The sequence below is a fragment of the Mycobacterium pseudokansasii genome (assembly GCF_900566075.1).
Classification (GTDB): Bacteria; Actinomycetota; Actinomycetes; order Mycobacteriales; family Mycobacteriaceae; genus Mycobacterium; species Mycobacterium pseudokansasii.
In genome coordinates this window covers 6,269,820-6,286,336 of record NZ_UPHU01000001.1, presented here as the reverse complement: position 1 = coordinate 6,286,336, position 16,517 = coordinate 6,269,820, and the positions used below count along the sequence as shown (strand labels likewise).

The following is a 16,517-nucleotide window of genomic DNA, read 5'->3' as shown; positions in this document are numbered from 1 at the left end:
TCCGGCGGGTGACTCCCATTAGGCTGATCGAACGTGCCCGAAACCGTCCAGGATGCCGACCTGCTGACCGCGGCCGCGGTCGCCCTCAATCGGCACGCTGCCGTGCTTGTCGAACTCGGGTCGGCATTCGCCGGTGCGGGCCACCAGTTGTATCTGGTGGGCGGTTCGGTGCGCGATGCGCTGCTGGGCCGGTTGAGCCCCGACCTGGATTTCACCACCGACGCCCACCCGGAACAGGTGCAGACAATCGTGCGGCCGTTCGCCGATGCGGTCTGGGACACCGGTATCGAGTTCGGCACCGTTGGTGTCGGTAAGAGCGACTACCGGCTGGAGATCACCACGTTCCGCGCCGAGAGCTATGACCAGGTGACGCGGCACCCGGAGGTGCGGTTCGGCGATCGCCTCGATGACGACTTGGTGCGTCGCGACTTCACCGTGAATGCCATGGCGGTGCGGGTCACGTCCAATGGGCCGGGTGAGTTCCTTGATCCGCTGGGCGGTTTGGCGGCGCTGCGGGACAAGAAGCTCGATACTCCGATGGCGCCGTCGGTGTCCTTCGGTGACGACCCGTTGCGGATGCTGCGCGCGGCCCGCTTCGTCTCGCAGCTCGGCTTCACCGTCGCCCCGCGGGTGCGGACGGCGATCGAAGAGATGGCCCCGCAGCTGGGCCGGATCAGTGCCGAACGGGTGGCTGCCGAGCTGGACAAGCTGCTGCTCGGCGATGATCCGGTGGCCGGCATCGATCTGATGGTGCAAACCGGGATGGGTGAGGTGGTGTTACCCGAGATTGGCCGCATGCGGATGGCCATCGACGAACACCACCAGCACAAGGACGTCTATCAGCATTCGCTGACCGTCTTGCGCCAGGCGATGGCCCTGGAAGATGACGGCCCGGATCTGGTGCTGCGCTGGGCGGCGCTGCTGCACGACATCGGCAAGCCCGGTACCCGCCGCCACGAGCCGAACGGCGGTGTCAGCTTCCATCACCACGAAGTGGTGGGCGCCAAGATGGTTCGCAAGCGGATGCGGTCGCTGAAGTACTCCAAACAGATGATCGACGATGTGTCCCAGCTGGTGTATTTGCATCTGCGGTTTCACGGTTACGGCGACGGTAAGTGGACCGATTCGGCGGTGCGGCGCTATGTGACCGACGCCGGGCCGCTGTTGCCGCGGCTGCACAAGCTGGTGCGCGCCGACTGCACCACCCGCAACCAGCGCCGCGCCGCGCGGCTGCAGGCCAGCTATGACCGGCTGGAGCAGCGCATTGCCGAGCTGGCCGCCCAGGAAGATTTGGCCCGGGTGCGCCCGGATCTCGACGGCAACGAGATCATGAGGTTGCTTGATATTCCGGCGGGTCCGCTGGTTGGTGAGGCGTGGCGCTATCTCAAGGAGCTGCGGCTGGACCGGGGGCCGCTGAGCACCGAGGAAGCGACCGCCGAACTGTTGGCCTGGTGGAAATCCCGCGGGAACCCCTAGCTCGGGCGTTGCGTCAGAACGGTTGTGGAATATTGCGTGGGCGGGGACGACGGCACGGCGGACATCTGGAATCGCGCCAACGATCTCGATCTCGATGGCGACGGCCGCTTCGATGCGATCGGGCTGGATGTGGACGGCGACGGGATGCCCGACGATGCGCTGGCCGATTTCGACGGCGACGGGAGGGCCGATCATGCCGTTCTGGATGTCGACAATGACGGCACACCGGAGAGCTACTTCACCGACGACGGATCGGGGACGTGGGCGGTTGCGGTGGATCGCGGCGGACAATTCCGCTGGTTCGGGCTGGACGGCGCCGAGTACAGCAGTGGTCCGCTGGTCGACTTCGACGGGCATGGCCAGCTCGATGATCGATTGATCGATACCGACGGTGACGGGACGGCCGACCGGGTGCTCTGTGCTGGGGACCAAGGCGTGACCGCATATGTCGACACCGACGGGGACGGGCATTGGGACGTCCGGCTGCGCGATGCCGACGGCGACGGCGCAGCCGATGGCGCGAGCAGCTTGTGAATTGACCGGCACGTACACCGCCGTTAGCCTGGCCCGCAACTGCTGGGCCAAGCCGGCATCGATGCTGTCCGAAGCTCTCCGAAAAGGGGTGGCGATGTTCGTTGACACTGGATTGTTGCACCTGGGGGCCAGTGATTCTCACCGTGCGGGCGACCATGCCCAGGACGGAGTCGGTCATCTGTCGCGCGGACCGGTGGTGTCGGGAATGTTCGGGGAGTTTGCCGCAGCCGAGGCATTTCACGGCGCGGTCACCTCGGCGCACGCTCAGCAGGTGAAGACGCTGCAGGCCCACCAACGGGTGCTCACCGCGGTCGGCGGCAATGCGCGTCGAACTGCGGAGGGGTTCACCGGGATGGATGAGCGCAACGCCGCGGAGTTGCGGGCGGTGCGATGCAGCTCCGCTACATAAGCATTCCGCTGTTGATCGGCGAGGCCGGCGGTGATCCGTGGGCGATCAACTCCAGCCTCCAAAGTGGGCGCCCCGCACAGATTTCCGATTTAGCTCAGGCATTTCATGATGCGGGTCGCTGTACCGCTGAGTCCAGTGCGGCCTTCGACGAGGCGCGGCGCCGATTCGAGGCGGCGTGGAATCGGGAAAACGGCGACCACCCGATCAACGACTCGGCCGAAGTGCAGCGCGTGGCTCAGTCGTTGGGCGCGCAGTCCTTGCAGTTGCCGAAGATCGGGGCCGATCTGGAAACCATAGCGGCGTCGTTGGCCGAGGCGCAGCGGTCGGCTAGCTAGTGGGCAGATCGCGACACTGGAGGGCCAGCTGCAACAGCTCGACAACGAGATCGGCCAAGCGGCCGAACTCGAGAAGGATATCCACCTCACCAATGCGGATAGAGCGGCACTCGACGCACTTATCTCTGCCCTTGAGGATCAGGCAATCGCAGACACCAAAAGCGCCCTGGGACAACTGCAATCGATCCGCAGCCGCTACTCCGACATCCTGCAGAAGTCACTGAACACGTTGCGAAATGATGGATATGACCCGGCAGGTATCCAGGCTTTCGACGCTCCGGAATCACCACCGAAACCTGAAGAACCGCTTCAGATTCCGCCACCTGGAACCAGCGCTGAGGAGGTCAACAAGTGGTGGAAATCGCTGAGTCCGGAGCAGCAACGGCAACTGATCGCTGACCATCCACCAGAGCTGGGGAACCTCAACGGAATCCCGGTCGATGTCCGCAGTCCGATTAACCAGGCCGTCATGAACGACGATCTTCATCGCGTAGAAGACGTTGCCAAAAAGTACGGTGTTTCGGTCAACGAGGTGGTGGCCGATCCAGGTAGGTATGGGCTACCCGCGGCGGCGATTACACGTCACAACAACGCCTGCCGCACTCAAGAAGGGCTGAACGCCTCTGCCAAGGCGAAGGATGAACGGAACAATCATCCGGAAGTATTTCTGTTGAAGTACCAACCCGAGGCATTCGGCGGCGAGGGGGCTGCCGCGATCGCCATGGGCAACCCCGATACCGCGGCTCACACGGCAGTACTGGTCAAGGGATTGGGCACTGGAGTTCGCGAGGGAACGCTTTCCAACCCCGACGGGGTGCGCCTGTACCAGGAGTCCAGCCGAGCCGACGGGGGAAAGCGAACCGCGGTGGTGATGTGGGTGGGCTACGACGCGCCCAACACCGTGGCAGACCCGGGGCTGTACGAGCCGAACATGGCCCGTACCGGGGGCCAGGCGCTGGCCGCCGATGTGAACGCCCTGGCGGTAACCCACCACGCGGACGTGCCGTCACATGTGACGGTGGTCGGGCACTCTTACGGATCGACTACGGTGTCGGATGCGGCGGCGGCATATGGGATGCATGCCGATGATGTGGTGCTGGTGGGCTCGCCGGGGACGGACCTTGCGCATTCGGCGGCCGATTTTCATCTGTCTCCGGGTGGGCGTCTATACGTCGGGGCGGCTTCGGGAGATGCGGTAACCTGGTCGCCTGGTTCTGTGACCGGCCCCGGCCTCATCGGTCCCACCTTAGGGGGGTTGGGCGCCGACCCGTCCGTCGACGGGTTCGGGGCCACCCGATTCAAAGCCGAAGTGCCGGGATATACCGGCGATCCGGTCTATGACCATTCCCACTACTTTGATGACGGGTCGGAATCGTTATTCAGCATCGCTGACATGGTCTCCGGTCACGGCGATGCGCTGCAGCACGATGGGATGACTGCACATCATCGCGGTGAATATGGAATGGGGGAATGGTTTGACCCCGAAGCGCTGCGATCGGCGACCACCGGGCACCGCCATAGCGGCCCGGCAGGATAAGTGAATGCCCATTCGCAACTTTGAGAAACTCCGAAAGGAAGTGACGAGTGTGGACCCGGCGAGTTCGAATTGCCGTCGCGGCGGTGAGCATCAGCACATTGGTCGGCGGGTGTGCTGAAGTCGTGCGCCACCCGATTTCGCCTCAGCAGGCACGCGAACAGGTGCTCGTAGCGGCCCGCGACCTTGTCAACTCCCTTCATGCCGACGTGACTGAGGCGACATTCAGCTACGAATCATGTAATGACCAGGGAGAGCCACCGTTTCGCGGTGTGGTGGACTTGTCGTTCTGGATGCCCGGTGTCTCACGCAACGGACCGGCCGATCCTAAGACGGTGATCTCAGCGTTGGTCGCTGATGGGTGGAGTACCGACTCCGATTTCAAATCCCATTCGCCGACGCTGCGGAAGAAGGGCGTAAATGCCATCGTGACGGTGGTACCGCCCGCGCTCCATGGGGAAGGATTCAACAGTCACGTCGGCGTCAAACTGGACGGCGAATGCCGGGACACCTTTGACCACCGCACGGATCGCTCCATCTCGCCGGTCGATATCAGTAGGGAAATACAGCAGTCTTGAAACCGCCGGTTATCAACATTCGATCTCATGAGGTATCGATGAATGAAATGGATCCCAACACAGCCCGAATGCGTGCTGTTGAGGCGATTGACAAGTTGGCGGAAGCAGAGCGGCTGGGCGAACTGATGATCGTCGATTCAGCGATCGTGGAGACAAAAGAAGCATGGTATTTTCCGTACGACGCGGTCGCGTTCGTCGTACATGGAGATATCACCGCTGCCTTGGCGGGGAACGTGCCAGTGAGGGTACCGCGAGATGGCAGCGCTCTTACGTACGAAGCGCCCGCTCAGTGGTGAAACGGGGGGAGCGAGCCGCAATTTGTTGTCGGCCTTGAAGTGCGCCATCGCCACCTTTGGTGTTGTAAGTCACTTCATCGGTCGTGGGGCGCTGGCTGAATTGTGGCGACCTGCCGATGTTGTTAGGTTGCCGCCATGAGCGCTGATGACACGTTGCGAGTAGATCCTGTGGTGATGCAGGGGTTCGCCGAGTCGTTGCGTGGTGCGGCTGAGCATTTTGCAACGCAGCTGACAGAGCTTGATTCTGAAGTTGGCGAGGTGTTGGGCGGCTGGCGCGGCGCGTCGGGGAACTCGTATGGCTCGGCGTGGGAGTTGTGGCATCGCGGTGCTGGTGAGGTGCAACTGGGGTTGGCCATCCTGGCGCAGGCGGTAGCCGAGGCGGGGGCGGGGTATCAACAAAACGAGACTGCGTCCGCCCAAGCGATGCGTGAGGTCGGTGGTGGCTGAGCCGTTTCGGGTCGATCCGGCGGCGCTGTCCGAGGCGGTGCAGCGGATGGCCGAGTTCGGGCGTCACACCGAAAGCATGCTCGCCGAAATCGACTCGTTAGTGACCCGCTTGCACGTGACGTGGACGGGGCAGGGTGCGGCGGCTCATGCTGAGGCGCACCGGCATTGGGCTCTTGGTGAGGCGATGATGCGCCAGGCATTGGCTCAATTGTGTACCGTGGGACAGGGCGCGCATGCCAACTACTCGGGTGCCATGTCGACGAATAGCCGTATGTGGTCGTGAGCTGATGACCACGCTGGCGGTGGATCCGGCGGCCCTTGATGGTGCTGGTGCGGCGGTGGTGGCTGCCGGTGAGACTCTGGGGTCGGTGACCTCGACGCTGACCGGTGCGCTGGCGGGATCTGCTGGTATGGCCGGTGATGATCCGGCCGGCGAGCAGTTCGGACGTGCTTATGACGAAACGGCGGCCACCGTGTTGCAGGCGATGGCGGTAACACGCAATGGGTTGTGCAACCTCGGCGATGGCGTGCGCATGACAGCGCACAACTACTCGCTGGCCGAGGCCATGTCCGATGTCGCCGGCCGCGCCGCGCCGCTGCCGGTGCCGCAGCCGACGAGTTGCGTGGCCGCGAGTTCGGCGGCGTCGGCCATCGGTAACGGTGATAGCGCCCCGGCGGGCTGGGGTTGGGTAGCTCCCTACATCGGGATGATCTGGCCTAATGGGGATTCGGGGAAGCTGCGTGCGGCGGCCGCGGCCTGGCGTAACGCCGGCACCCAATTCGCGGTGGCCGAAATCCATGCGACCGCCGCGCCGATGAATGCTATTCGCGCTCAGCAACTCCCGGAAGCAGGACTCATCGAGGGCGCGTTTTCCGATGCCTATTCCGGCGCGACCGCGATAGTGGGCCAGTGTCAGACCATCGCAACCGGGCTGGACAAATATGAGGCCAAGATCGACGCAGTGCATGCGGCGATCCTGGATTTGCTGCCGCGCATCTGTGATCCGCTGACCGGAATCAAAGAAGTCTGGGAGTTTCTCACCGACGAGGACGAAGACGAGATCGCCCGCATCGCCCATGACATCGCCACGGTGGTCGATAATTTCACCGGCGAAGTTGATGCGCTCGGCAACCAGATCGGTGAGGCCGTTGCGCAGGCCCACACGACGATCACCAACATGGGCCGGCTCGCCGCCAAGGAATGGGAACAGTTCCTGCAAGGCAACCCGGTGGGTTGGTTAATCAATTTCACTGGGCAACGGTTCAAAGGCATGGGCGAAATCGTCTGGGGGCTGGGCGAAACAGCCTGGAACTATAACCAGATCCGCGCTCTGCTCGACCCGGTCGGTTATGGCCGCGATGTGGGTGGGATGGCCCTCGGTATGGCGCCGCTGGTTGGCCTCGGCGGCGACCACGCTCCAGGCTGGTTGGAGTCCTGGAAGGAGGTCATCAAAGACAACGTTCACTGGGACGATTGGGCAAGAAGCCCCGGCGAGGCCTACGGAAAAATGGAAGCCGACGTCGCGACGAACTTCTTTCCCGAAGGGCCGGCCGCCAAGTTGGACAGGGCCCGTGAGATCGCCGATAAGCTAAAAGCATTCAGGGAGAGGTTGTTCGGGACCCGTGACCCCGGTGGCTCAAAACCTCCTGAGCCGCCCACACCCACTGGCCCTAAGGCTGAACCGCCTGATCAGCCTCAGCCGCCGACGGACCAACAGCCGCAATCAGGAAGCCCGACGCCGGGGCCGCAGTCCAAACCCGGAGCCGGAGACAATCCGTTACCCAAGAGCCCCACCGAATCCAAGACACCACTCGAGAACAAACCAGTCACCGGTGAGTCGGTCAAACCCAACGGGTCACAACCGGATTCGGTGGGCACGCCCGGGGGATCCGTTTCCGCCCCGTCAGGCGAAAAACTACCGCCCGGCCATTCGCAGTCGGATGAAGCTCTCGACCGTGGCACCGCGCCGGTGTCCATTCGCGAGCCTGTGGGCGAGCAAGCACCGGTCGCTGCTCACAAGCCGCAGGCCGCGACGACTTCGGCAACATCCCACACACCGGATCCGCAGCCAATGCCTGCAGCCGAGCCCTCAACCGACTTGGAGCCGGACCATCGCGGGAGACCCCACGACAGAACGCCCGACGGCGGTGCGCCGGACCCAAACTCACCAGTAAATGAAGATCCGTACCAGCCTGGTGGGCCCCGCAGCGGCGACGGACACCATGACGCCGGTGATGGCACCAGCTCTCCCAGCGACCATGCTAAGCCGGGTGAAATTGACCATGATGGGTCAGGAGAAACACAGGTTCCTCCGCCTGAGGTTGACCCAGGTCACCCTGAATTCACCCTGGACAACCCGCTGGACCATATGGGCGATGAGCTTCTGGCGTTGTCCGAACAACATCTGACCGGAAGCGGCGAAACCGTGCTAGCTAGGGCCATTCAGGCCAGCGGGAGGTGGTCCGTCATACATTGAAGTCGCACAGCAGCATGGGGCCAGCTACTTCGACATAGGGGACGCATGGAATGTGGCGACTCCGACCGAACGACTGGCCGCGAATCAGCATGTACTTGACATGGCAATCGCGAACGGCGACACCGTCACATTATCGGTACCATTCGATATGGTTGGCCCCGACACATTTACAGCCGCTGAGATAAGATACCTTGAGTTGCATGGGTATCGTCAGTTAGACGATACCAGGTGGATTCCGGTCATCGGAGGCACTAAGAAATGAAAACACTCCTGGAGTATTTCTTGAAATACTTCGACGTGCTGTATCTCGACCCTCGGTACCACATTACCGATTCGAGCACGAGCGGTGTGGCGACGAACAATGCCTCTCTAACGCTAATGGGGCCCGTTTTGAGCTGGCAGTTAACTAATGATCGAGGCCAGATATTGCTCAATACCGCGCCCACCGAAGCCATGACATCAGACAATTGGTTTACTGTATCACTCATCAAACAGTATTTGAATGGTGATGATGAAATCGAGTATCTGTCCGCTGCCGATGAGATCGCGTGGATGCGTGACAATCGTCACCGCGTAGAGCAACTCTTCTCCGAAGTACGTACCATCGACACCATCTGCGAGACCCTGCGGACACTCAGACGCGCCAATGCAAATAGATACTGGACACGGTGGAGGGAGGAGAAGGGACTTACCTAATGGTGCGCTGAACAAGCATCTATTTGCACGTTGGAACAATTGATGCCGCAACTGATGAGCATCGGCGTTAGGAGCAGGTATCAGTCGACGGCGACGCATGGGTGGACGAGCGTTCGAGCGCAACCTCCGCATCGACGAACACGCCGATGATTGCGTCACGCCCTCCGTGGTCCCCGGAAGTAATGGCGGCTAGCTTGATTGCTCCACGCACAGACTTGCTGCCACCGTGATTCCTGTTCCACCATCGAAACCGTAGGTTCCGCGGCTGGGCTTGCAGGCGTGCGCACATTTAATGTTCCACCATCGAAACCGTAGGTTCCGCGGCTGGGCTTGCAGGCGTGCGCACATTTAACGGTGACGGACACAACTGCGGACTATTAGTTAGGAGGGCACATGGCAGGGAACTTGCCGCAAGACGTTGGAGATAGTGGCCTGACCCCGATCGGTTGGTCCATGAGGTCTGTACCCCGGTCATAGGTCCACCGTTATGAGAGTTGGGGCAGAGTGATCACCAGGAGGTCACATGCCCCGTCAGTATTCGTCGTCGGTGCGCCGGCAAATCGTTGTTCGGTTGCGATCGGGTGAATCGGTGGCCACCATCGCTGTCGAGACCGGCATTTGCCAGGCCACGTTATTCCGGTGGAAACGTCAGGCGCTGATCGACGCCGGAGTGATCGAGGGTATCCCGAGTGTGGAGGCCGACGAGGTGGCGGCTGCTCACAAACGTATCGCTGCGCTGGAAGCCGAACTTGCCTTGACCCGAGATGCCTGCGAGCTGTTCGACGAACAGGCGGTGGTGCCCCCAAAACGCCGGCGCGCGATCGCTGAAGGGCTGATCGCGCGAGGGCATTCCGCCCGATCCGCCTGCCGGATAACAGGATTAGCGCGTTCCTTACTGCAATACCACCGGCGCCGCCCTGTCCCAGACCGCAAGGTGCGTCGGTTGATCGTGGCTGACACGATCACCGAGATCCACCAGCGTTCCCGCGGCACCTACGGGCGCACGGCGAGTCCGGGCCGCGCTTCTCGCCGACTACGAGATGAACGTCAACCTCAAGCTGGTCAAGTCGATCATGTCCGAGCGCGGCCTGTACGGGCTGCCGCGCCCAGGGCGGCGAAAACCCAATCTCATCGGGGTCGACACCCCCGCTGACCTGCTACGGCAGCTATGCGACACCTACAAATTGGCGGCTCGGGCGGTGCAGGTCGAGACGACTGGAAGCGATCGGGCGTTGGCCCGCGTCGCGCTCACCAACGCCGCCGCCATGCTCGATAACGCGGCCGCCGATCCGGCTCTTGATGCCAGACACCGCGACGCGGCAAGGTCGCTAGCAAAGGCGTATCGCACCACGACTGCGATGGGCAGCGTTGCCACTGAAACAGAATATCGAGCTGCGCTTGATGACATTATCGCGAAAGACGCTCAGATGAGACAGGCATGTGCGAATGGGAGGATGTCCCGAGTTCCGTGGAACTTCGGTGGCGGTCCGGTGAGCATCAGGCTGCGCTCACCACGTCATTGTGCACGATGGGTGCGACAGGTTCGGCGAATTCCCGCTCGAGTGCGGCGCGCAGCGCCGGTAGGTGCAGGTGGCCGTTGACGCGGCGGAACTGCTTGCCGGCCTCGACCATGCCGGCCGCACACCAGCGCAGCGCCATCTTGCCGTCACGCCAGCGCTTGACGTTGCCGGCGTGTTCACGACACACCGAGATCATCGACTCGATGGTGTTGGTCGAGCGCACGGTGCGGGCCAGGGCGGGTGGCACACCCACGCGCAGCACGGTCAGCGTCTCCTCGAGCCCTTCGCGCAGGGACGCGGCCGCGCCGGGGTGGGTGCGGTCCAACTCGGTGGCCAACGCCTGCAGCGCGGCCTGGGCCTCCAACGCCGACTCGGCGTGGTGGGCATCGGTCATCCTACGGCCTACAATGGACCGAAGTCGTTGCGGCAGATGATCTTTGACATTCCTGACCTTGTGGATTTGGCAGCGTTGGATCACCGGGCGCTCGAGCACGTCGACCACGGCTTTGCGCAGCGCTTTGGATCCGTCGATGCCGACCAGTATCGGGCGGGCCACATTCAGGCCGCGGTCCCGCAGGCCCACCAGCAGGTCGCTCACCAGGGTCGCGTTCTCGGTGGAGCCCTCCACCACCGCCAACGGGTGCTTGACGCCGTCGATGTCGATGCCCAACGCGACCGCGCAGCACGACTCGGCGAAATGCACGCCGTCGACCATCAGCGCCACCACATCCAGCCCGGACAGGTCCTTGGCCAGCAGCTCGGCCAGCGCGGTTTCGGTCATCGCCACGAACTTCCGCGATACCGCAGACTTGCTTGTGGCAGAGGCAGTTTCATTCACCTGCTGACCGACGGGCTCAAGCCCAACCGGGTAACGCCGGGTGGACAGCCCAGCCAGCATCTTCTCCATCGCCATCCGTCCCAGGATCTCGGTGGACGAAAACAGCTCATAGGAGGCCACCGGCAGCTCGCCGGACCCGTCGACGGCACGCACCCGCGGACGGCTGACCGGCACGCGTCGCCCACCAAGGGTCACCGAGCCGTTCTCATGGCCGTGTCGCACCGCGGTGCGTGCCGGATCGTGTTTGCCTTTCGGCCCGGCAGCTGCGGTCACGTCGGACTCCATCAGAATCTGCATCACCTGCAGCCCCGCTCCGATGGCCAGCGCCAGCAACCCCTCGGACATGTTTCCGGCGATCTCGGCCATCGCCACACTGACGTGCTCTGGAATCGCGACCATCGTCGCGTCTTCGGCCCTGTCCTGACTACTGTTCTTCATTGGTGGTCCCCTTCTCGATGGTGTTCTTGGCGAAACGCCCGACACCTACCACACGGCAGGTCACGAGCGGGGGACCGCCACCTCAATTTCTACGAGACCCGGGACAACCTCGGCTCCTACCACACCTGGATGCCCCCCGGCATACCAGCAGCCCCCGGCCTACCCGGCGGGTCTTTCTCACCAGCGGCTGCGGACAAGGCATTTCACCGACCTCGCTTGGGCAATCGTTTGCCACCGGGATGATGACGGGGCAACCGGCTGCTGCGGGTGCGCAGTCGTTGTCGGCTGGGACGATGCATGCGATCGAATCGGGGGCAACACCGGCACCGCAGACGGCGTCTCCGCTACCTACACCGCCGCCGGTGGCTGCACCGACCATCGCTGCCGCCGGTATCGAATCAGCAGCAATCCACCCTTCGGTCGACGCGTCAGCGACCGCCGCCGGCACCCCGGTGATGACAGCCGGTGACACCGGCACGGCGGCGGTAGCACCAACGGTGGTAACGAGTGCGCCGATGTCCGCGCCCGTGACGCCTGCGGTTGGCCCGGCGGTCCCTGCTGGGCCGCTGCCTGCCTACGGCTCCGATCTGCGCCCACCTGCCGTCACTGCCGGGCCCACTCCATCAGCTGTGGCAGCGCCGGTTTCCGGTGCGCCGGTGGCACCGTCGGCGTCGTCATCATCATCAGCCGGGGGCCCGCTGGTTTCTCCGGTCGAGCGCACAGCGTCGGGCACCACCACGGGTGGGCAGGTCGGTGCGAGCGGGACGACGATGTCGGCAGCATCGGAAGCGTCGGCTACATCGGGAGCGGCCGCCGGTGCGGTGTCTGCCAGGGCGGCCGAGCAACAACGGCTGGAACGCCTTGTCGATGCGGTGGCTCGTCAGGAGCCGCGACTGTCCTGGGCGGCCGGACTGCGTGAGGATGGCACCACCACCCTGCTGGTCACAGATCTTGCAGGGGGTGGATTCCGCCTCACATTCGACTTCCTGCCAACGTGACTCTGCTTGAGCCAGCCGCACGACGTCGCGATGTCAGCGTGGTCGACTTGCTGGGAGCCGTCGTGGGCGCGGCCACGCACGAGCCGAACGCTTACATTGGCGAGCCGGGTCCCGATGAGCCTTTGCTAAGCGGTGATCGCGCAGCTCGCTCCGCCGCGCCTAAAGTCGACGAACTCGGACCCACCCTCGTCGAGGCTGTGCGTCGTCGCGACGGCCTCCCGCGGATTGCGCAAGCCATCGCAGCGCCGGCAGTGCGCAAAACCGGCGTCCTGGAAAGCGAAACCCGATTGCTGCGGGAGCGGCTGACCGCGATCCAGGAGTCGGTGCTCAACGCCTACCCGGACCACGAGTTATCGGCCCTCGGCGATTGGATGCTCATGGCGGCAATCGATGCGCTGATCGACGAGCATCAGTATCTCGCGAACTATCACATGGCGTGGTTTGCCGTAGTCGCTCGACGCGAGGGCTCCGGAGGGTTTGCTGCGTAAGGAGTTTCGGTGATTCCCGGGCCGTGGTTCCAGCACCCGGGCGACGTTGCAGGACTGTCAGCTTCGGACCGCGGTAACGGATCCATGCTGGATACTGTGGCATAGGCCCGCTGCCCCATCGAGGTGAATACCTGTCAAGTTGTGCTGTGACAAAATCATGATGACGCACCCGCCGGCGCGTGCAAGGCAACCAAGGAGCGGCCTCAGGTCAGCCCAGACGAGGTTGAGGTGACGACATGACCGCAGATCCATTCCCGTTCCCGGTTCCGGGAGTTCCTGGCCATCCCGCCCAACTCCAGCGGAGTCCCGATCAAGGTGACGCCGGAGACCTTGCAACAGGCGCTGTATGGGCCGTTATCGCCGCAGGTCGAGCCGAATATCGTTCCGCCGCCAGGACCCGCCCCAGCAGACCAGGCTCAATCAGCGTTGGGTGCCTCCGGCAACCTCGGCGTTCCCGGCGATGTGGCGTCGAGCGCCCAGGAAGATTTGGATCGTCGGGCACACGCGGCCGATGCCGCGCGGAAGTTCCCGGCTAACGAGGCTGACGCGGCACAGCAGTTCCAAGGCGTCGGTGCTCAGGCGGGTGCCCAGGGGGCTACCCAAATGATCCAACAAGCGGTGTCCGGCATTACCGGTGCCCTTGGCGGGGCGGTTGGCGGCATCTTGGGGCCACTCACTCAGCTTCCGCAGCAGGCGATGCAGGCCGGCCAGGGCGCGATGCAGCCGCTGATGAGTGCGTTTCAGCAAGCCCATGGCGCGCAGGGGCTGGAGGCTGCGGACGGCGCGCGGCTCGTGGACAGCGTCGGCGAAGAATCCGGACTCGGCGGCGGCAGTGGTGCCGGGGGCATCGGCTCCGGCGGCGGAGGCGGTGGAGGCACAACCCCGACGGGTTATCTGGGACCGCCGCCGGTGCCGACGTCGTCACCACCGACAACTCCTGCTGGGGCGCCAACCAAGTCGGTGACGGGAACACCCACCAGCGGTACGTCGCCCACACCGACGTCGATGGGTGGGACCGGGATGCCGATGGTTCCGCCCGGCGCGATGGGCCATGGCGGCGAAGGGGGGAGCAAGGACAAGCCGGTCGAGAAGCGGATAACCGCTCCGGGTGTGCCTAACGGGCAGCCGGTCAAGGGCCGCTTGACGGCCCCGCCTAGCGTCCTCGTCAAGACTGGCGACGGCAAACCGCCCGTTACCAAGTCGGCCCGCCGGATTGTGGTATTGCCGACCGACGGGAAAGCACAGGACTAGCCCGAATGCTTTCGAGCCGAGCCGGGGCCAGCTCCTCGACCTCACCGAACTCGCTCGGAAGTCGCCTATACCTCAAATCAACGACGCGGTGCGTGGGCGTTCGGGTTGCCCACCCGTGCACCTATTCCGTTCGGCCCCTAGCCTAGCGGGCGTGGCGTGGTCTCGGACGGCGAGTCGCTGGTGCGCTTGAGCCTGGTGCCGAATTCGTGGCTACGGCAACCATAGTGACGGACACCAGTGTGCACCTTTGGTCGCTTCGGGCCAGGCCGCAACGGCGCAGGAATGACCCGGCCATACCTTGTTCACGTACACATAGGCGGAGGCGAATGAAGCGGAAGTTAGCAATTGCCACCGGTGCCTTGGCCTTCGCGATCACCGGGTCCCAAGTGTGGCGCGCGTTTGAGTTACGGCGCATCGCATCGTTCTATTCGGACAGCCTTGGTTTCCTAATTCGCGGCGACGCGGTCGGCAGTCATTACACTTCCGCCTTCCGGAATTTCTACTGGTGGCTGAATGTCGAGGCAGCGTTGTCGACTGCCGCCGCGCTGGTCTTGATCTTTGGCGCTGCGCTGGTGTTCACTGGAAAGTCCATGGGGTTGAGATTGGTCGCCGTCGGATGCGGCGTCGTCGTCATCCATGCCTCTGTGGGTTGGGTAGTCGCCACCAGGATGATCCATTGGTTTGTCTACATCGGTGCATACGACCAAGGGCTATTGTGGTTCAACCCCCCAAGCAGACTGGCAATCGTCCTGCTTTCATTTGCCGCACCGGGCATCACGCTGGTCCTTGAGTTTCTTAGTGGATTGAGTCGGTGGCGAGGCCAGACTGCTGCCACTACAAGCCAGCGCAGCGTGCCACAGGTCGCGGCTGGAAATGACACCCAAGCCAGTTAATGACATCGGCTCCGTGCAGGAAGCGTTGCAATTCCAGGAACACAGCAAACCGCAATTTGTACAGCGCACCGAGTGAGTGGTCGAGTCGTCGACGCCGAAGTAATGTCATGGCCTGTGACGCCATTACGCCACCTCCACCGGCTCGATCGAATGGCGCGGAGGGTTGCCTTGACGCTACCCTGCTCTACACGAGCGAGCCGACGTGCCGGGCATTCTGTTGGATGCCGTCGGCCTGGCGTGGGCGTTCGCTGACTAGAAGTTGCGGGAGTAGTGGCTCAATGTTTGTTTCCGATCCGGTGCGCCAAGTCGCGACCGGCGAACTGCCGGGCCTGCGACCGACGGATTTGACAGAAATGGGAGTTGGGCTTGCCGGCGAAGGAGCCGGTACACGCGGGCGGACCGACGACCCCGCTCGGCCTTGGACGCTGGAGAATCGTTGACTGATCCCGTGACCACGCGGGCAATTGCGTCGCTATCCCGCGGCCATTGCCTCTTCGCGCGCCGCGCCACGCCGGCCGACATAACTAGCACGCCAGCGCATCTCCCAGCGCAAGCCGATGCAATATCCCGGGCGGCGATCGACCAACCCACCGTTGCGGCAAACCGCTCAATAACCTCGGTACAAGTGCTGCGCCGGCTGGCCGACACCGATGCGGAGCTGGCGCAGATCGCCGCATCAGCCCAGGCCGATCACGCGCACGCCAGCGTCGTGACGCGCGCGGTCCTGGACGCCGCTAAGGCCGATGCCTTGCCGTCCGTTGACACTCCGCTGGGCCGGCGCGAGGCGATGGCCCGAATGGTGGCGCGGCTACGAGCCCAGCATCGATACATCGCGCGGTCCAAGGCGCGGGCTAGGCTACATGCACTACGGCTGCGGCGGCTCCACTACGTGCGGACCGCAAGAAGAAGGCATTACGAAGCCACACCCACCGGACGCCGAGCGGTATTGGCTGCAATTCAAGAAGCTTTGGATATCAAGGGTATTCACGATCCCGTCGCTCGCGCCCGGTGGACTCGCGGCATGGATTTGGTGGCGCGTCGGGAGTCGAGCTACAACGCCAACGCCGAAAACCACTGGGATTCGAACGCGGCAAAGGGCACGCCCAGCAAAGGCGCGTGGCAATTCATCGCGCCGACGTTCGCGAGCTATCACCAGCCTGGGACGTCGACCGACATCCACGACCTGGTAGCCCAGGCGTGCGCGTTCATCAACTACGCGCGAGGCCACTACGGCGTGGCCGCCGATGCGTCGAATTTGGCCGATCGGATTCAACAGGCCGATCCGCGCCGTACACCTAAGGGGTATTGA

At 63.5% G+C, this 16,517-nt stretch carries 16 protein-coding genes and 2 pseudogenes; 17 read left to right on the top strand and 1 reads right to left on the bottom strand.

Going from position 1 to position 16,517, the window contains the following annotated elements; translation table 11 throughout:
* Window positions 1-33 precede the first annotated feature (33 nt).
* The 12 genes and pseudogenes from EET10_RS28455 to EET10_RS32610 all read left to right on the top strand — a co-directional run bounded on the left by EET10_RS28455 (window position 34) and on the right by EET10_RS32610 (window position 10,383).
* Entirely contained in the window at window positions 34-1,476 is a 1,443-nt protein-coding gene (locus tag EET10_RS28455; protein ID WP_036404648.1) for a CCA tRNA nucleotidyltransferase, read from the top strand.
* Window positions 1,477-1,500: 24 nt separating this feature from the next.
* Entirely contained in the window at window positions 1,501-2,010 is a 510-nt protein-coding gene (locus EET10_RS28450) for a hypothetical protein (RefSeq protein ID WP_036404645.1), read from the top strand.
* Between the two features lie 94 nt (window positions 2,011-2,104).
* Window positions 2,105-2,419: a DUF2563 family protein gene (locus EET10_RS28445; RefSeq protein ID WP_036404946.1), complete on the top strand. Its 315-nt coding sequence runs from the start codon at window positions 2,105-2,107 to the stop codon at window positions 2,417-2,419.
* Window positions 2,401-4,291 (top strand): annotated as a pseudogene (locus EET10_RS28440) (putative alpha/beta hydrolase). The gene EET10_RS28445 and the pseudogene EET10_RS28440 overlap by 19 nt, the downstream one beginning before the upstream one ends.
* Window positions 4,292-4,338: 47 nt before the next feature.
* Complete coding sequence (locus tag EET10_RS28435; protein WP_218028495.1) at window positions 4,339-4,866, top strand: hypothetical protein; 528 nt, start codon at window positions 4,339-4,341, stop codon at window positions 4,864-4,866.
* Between the two features lie 38 nt (window positions 4,867-4,904).
* Window positions 4,905-5,162 (top strand): YrhB domain-containing protein, encoded by a 258-nt coding sequence (locus EET10_RS28430; protein WP_081260267.1) that lies wholly within the window; start codon window positions 4,905-4,907, stop codon window positions 5,160-5,162.
* 135 nt (window positions 5,163-5,297) lie between these two features.
* Window positions 5,298-5,609 carry a WXG100 family type VII secretion target gene (locus tag EET10_RS28425; RefSeq protein ID WP_036404640.1) on the top strand — a complete coding sequence of 104 codons (312 nt, stop codon included), beginning with the start codon at window positions 5,298-5,300 and terminating at the stop codon, window positions 5,607-5,609.
* Window positions 5,602-5,892, top strand: coding sequence for a WXG100 family type VII secretion target (locus tag EET10_RS28420; protein WP_036404637.1), 291 nt, complete (start codon window positions 5,602-5,604; stop codon window positions 5,890-5,892). The genes EET10_RS28425 and EET10_RS28420 overlap by 8 nt, the downstream gene beginning before the upstream one ends.
* Before the next feature lie 85 nt (window positions 5,893-5,977).
* Window positions 5,978-8,086: a chromosomal replication initiator protein DnaA gene (locus EET10_RS32565; protein ID WP_246013706.1), complete on the top strand. Its 2,109-nt coding sequence runs from the start codon at window positions 5,978-5,980 to the stop codon at window positions 8,084-8,086.
* A gap of 258 nt (window positions 8,087-8,344) precedes the next feature.
* Complete coding sequence (locus EET10_RS28410) at window positions 8,345-8,782, top strand: hypothetical protein (RefSeq protein WP_036404634.1); 438 nt, start codon at window positions 8,345-8,347, stop codon at window positions 8,780-8,782.
* A gap of 523 nt (window positions 8,783-9,305) precedes the next feature.
* Window positions 9,306-9,935 carry a transposase gene (locus EET10_RS31460; RefSeq protein WP_244601787.1) on the top strand — a complete coding sequence of 210 codons (630 nt, stop codon included), beginning with the start codon at window positions 9,306-9,308 and terminating at the stop codon, window positions 9,933-9,935.
* Entirely contained in the window at window positions 9,823-10,383 is a 561-nt protein-coding gene (locus tag EET10_RS32610) for a hypothetical protein (RefSeq protein ID WP_484201570.1), read from the top strand. The genes EET10_RS31460 and EET10_RS32610 overlap by 113 nt, the downstream gene beginning before the upstream one ends.
* On the opposite strand, the gene EET10_RS28400 is transcribed toward EET10_RS32610, so the two are convergent.
* On the bottom strand, window positions 10,280-11,578 hold the full coding sequence (locus tag EET10_RS28400; protein ID WP_122502708.1) for an IS256 family transposase: 1,299 nt from the start codon (window positions 11,576-11,578) through the stop codon (window positions 10,280-10,282). The genes EET10_RS32610 and EET10_RS28400 overlap by 104 nt on opposite strands.
* Window positions 11,579-11,595: 17 nt before the next feature.
* On the opposite strand from EET10_RS28400, the pseudogene EET10_RS32560 reads away from it, so the two are divergent.
* The 5 genes and pseudogenes from EET10_RS32560 to EET10_RS28375 form a co-directional block, all read left to right on the top strand.
* A pseudogene (locus tag EET10_RS32560) lies at window positions 11,596-12,602 on the top strand (DUF5632 domain-containing protein); the annotation flags it as partial.
* A gap of 36 nt (window positions 12,603-12,638) precedes the next feature.
* Window positions 12,639-13,064: a DUF5631 domain-containing protein gene (locus EET10_RS31445; protein ID WP_244601786.1), complete on the top strand. Its 426-nt coding sequence runs from the start codon at window positions 12,639-12,641 to the stop codon at window positions 13,062-13,064.
* A 309-nt stretch (window positions 13,065-13,373) separates the two neighbouring features.
* Complete coding sequence (locus tag EET10_RS30360; RefSeq protein WP_425461717.1) at window positions 13,374-14,315, top strand: hypothetical protein; 942 nt, start codon at window positions 13,374-13,376, stop codon at window positions 14,313-14,315.
* 326 nt (window positions 14,316-14,641) lie between these two features.
* The gene (locus tag EET10_RS28380) at window positions 14,642-15,208 is read left to right on the top strand and encodes a hypothetical protein (RefSeq protein WP_063468459.1); all 567 of its coding nucleotides are present in this window, start codon (window positions 14,642-14,644) and stop codon (window positions 15,206-15,208) included.
* Window positions 15,209-15,644: 436 nt separating this feature from the next.
* Window positions 15,645-16,517 (top strand): transglycosylase SLT domain-containing protein, encoded by an 873-nt coding sequence (locus EET10_RS28375; protein ID WP_036404934.1) that lies wholly within the window; start codon window positions 15,645-15,647, stop codon window positions 16,515-16,517.

What these genes read in the sequence shown, in the direction of transcription:
- EET10_RS32610 (WP_484201570.1), top strand. Translation starts at nt 9,823, where the DNA reads ATGAACGTCAACCTCAAGCTGGTCAAGTCGATCATGTCCGAGCGCGGC.
- EET10_RS28410 (WP_036404634.1), top strand. Translation starts at nt 8,345, where the DNA reads ATGAAAACACTCCTGGAGTATTTCTTGAAATACTTCGACGTGCTGTAT.
- EET10_RS28425 (WP_036404640.1), top strand. Translation starts at nt 5,298, where the DNA reads ATGAGCGCTGATGACACGTTGCGAGTAGATCCTGTGGTGATGCAGGGG.
- EET10_RS28430 (WP_081260267.1), top strand. Translation starts at nt 4,905, where the DNA reads ATGAATGAAATGGATCCCAACACAGCCCGAATGCGTGCTGTTGAGGCG.
- EET10_RS28380 (WP_063468459.1), top strand. Translation starts at nt 14,642, where the DNA reads ATGAAGCGGAAGTTAGCAATTGCCACCGGTGCCTTGGCCTTCGCGATC.
- EET10_RS31460 (WP_244601787.1), top strand. Translation starts at nt 9,306, where the DNA reads ATGCCCCGTCAGTATTCGTCGTCGGTGCGCCGGCAAATCGTTGTTCGG.
- EET10_RS28400 (WP_122502708.1), bottom strand. Translation starts at nt 11,578, where the DNA reads ATGAAGAACAGTAGTCAGGACAGGGCCGAAGACGCGACGATGGTCGCG.
- EET10_RS28445 (WP_036404946.1), top strand. Translation starts at nt 2,105, where the DNA reads ATGTTCGTTGACACTGGATTGTTGCACCTGGGGGCCAGTGATTCTCAC.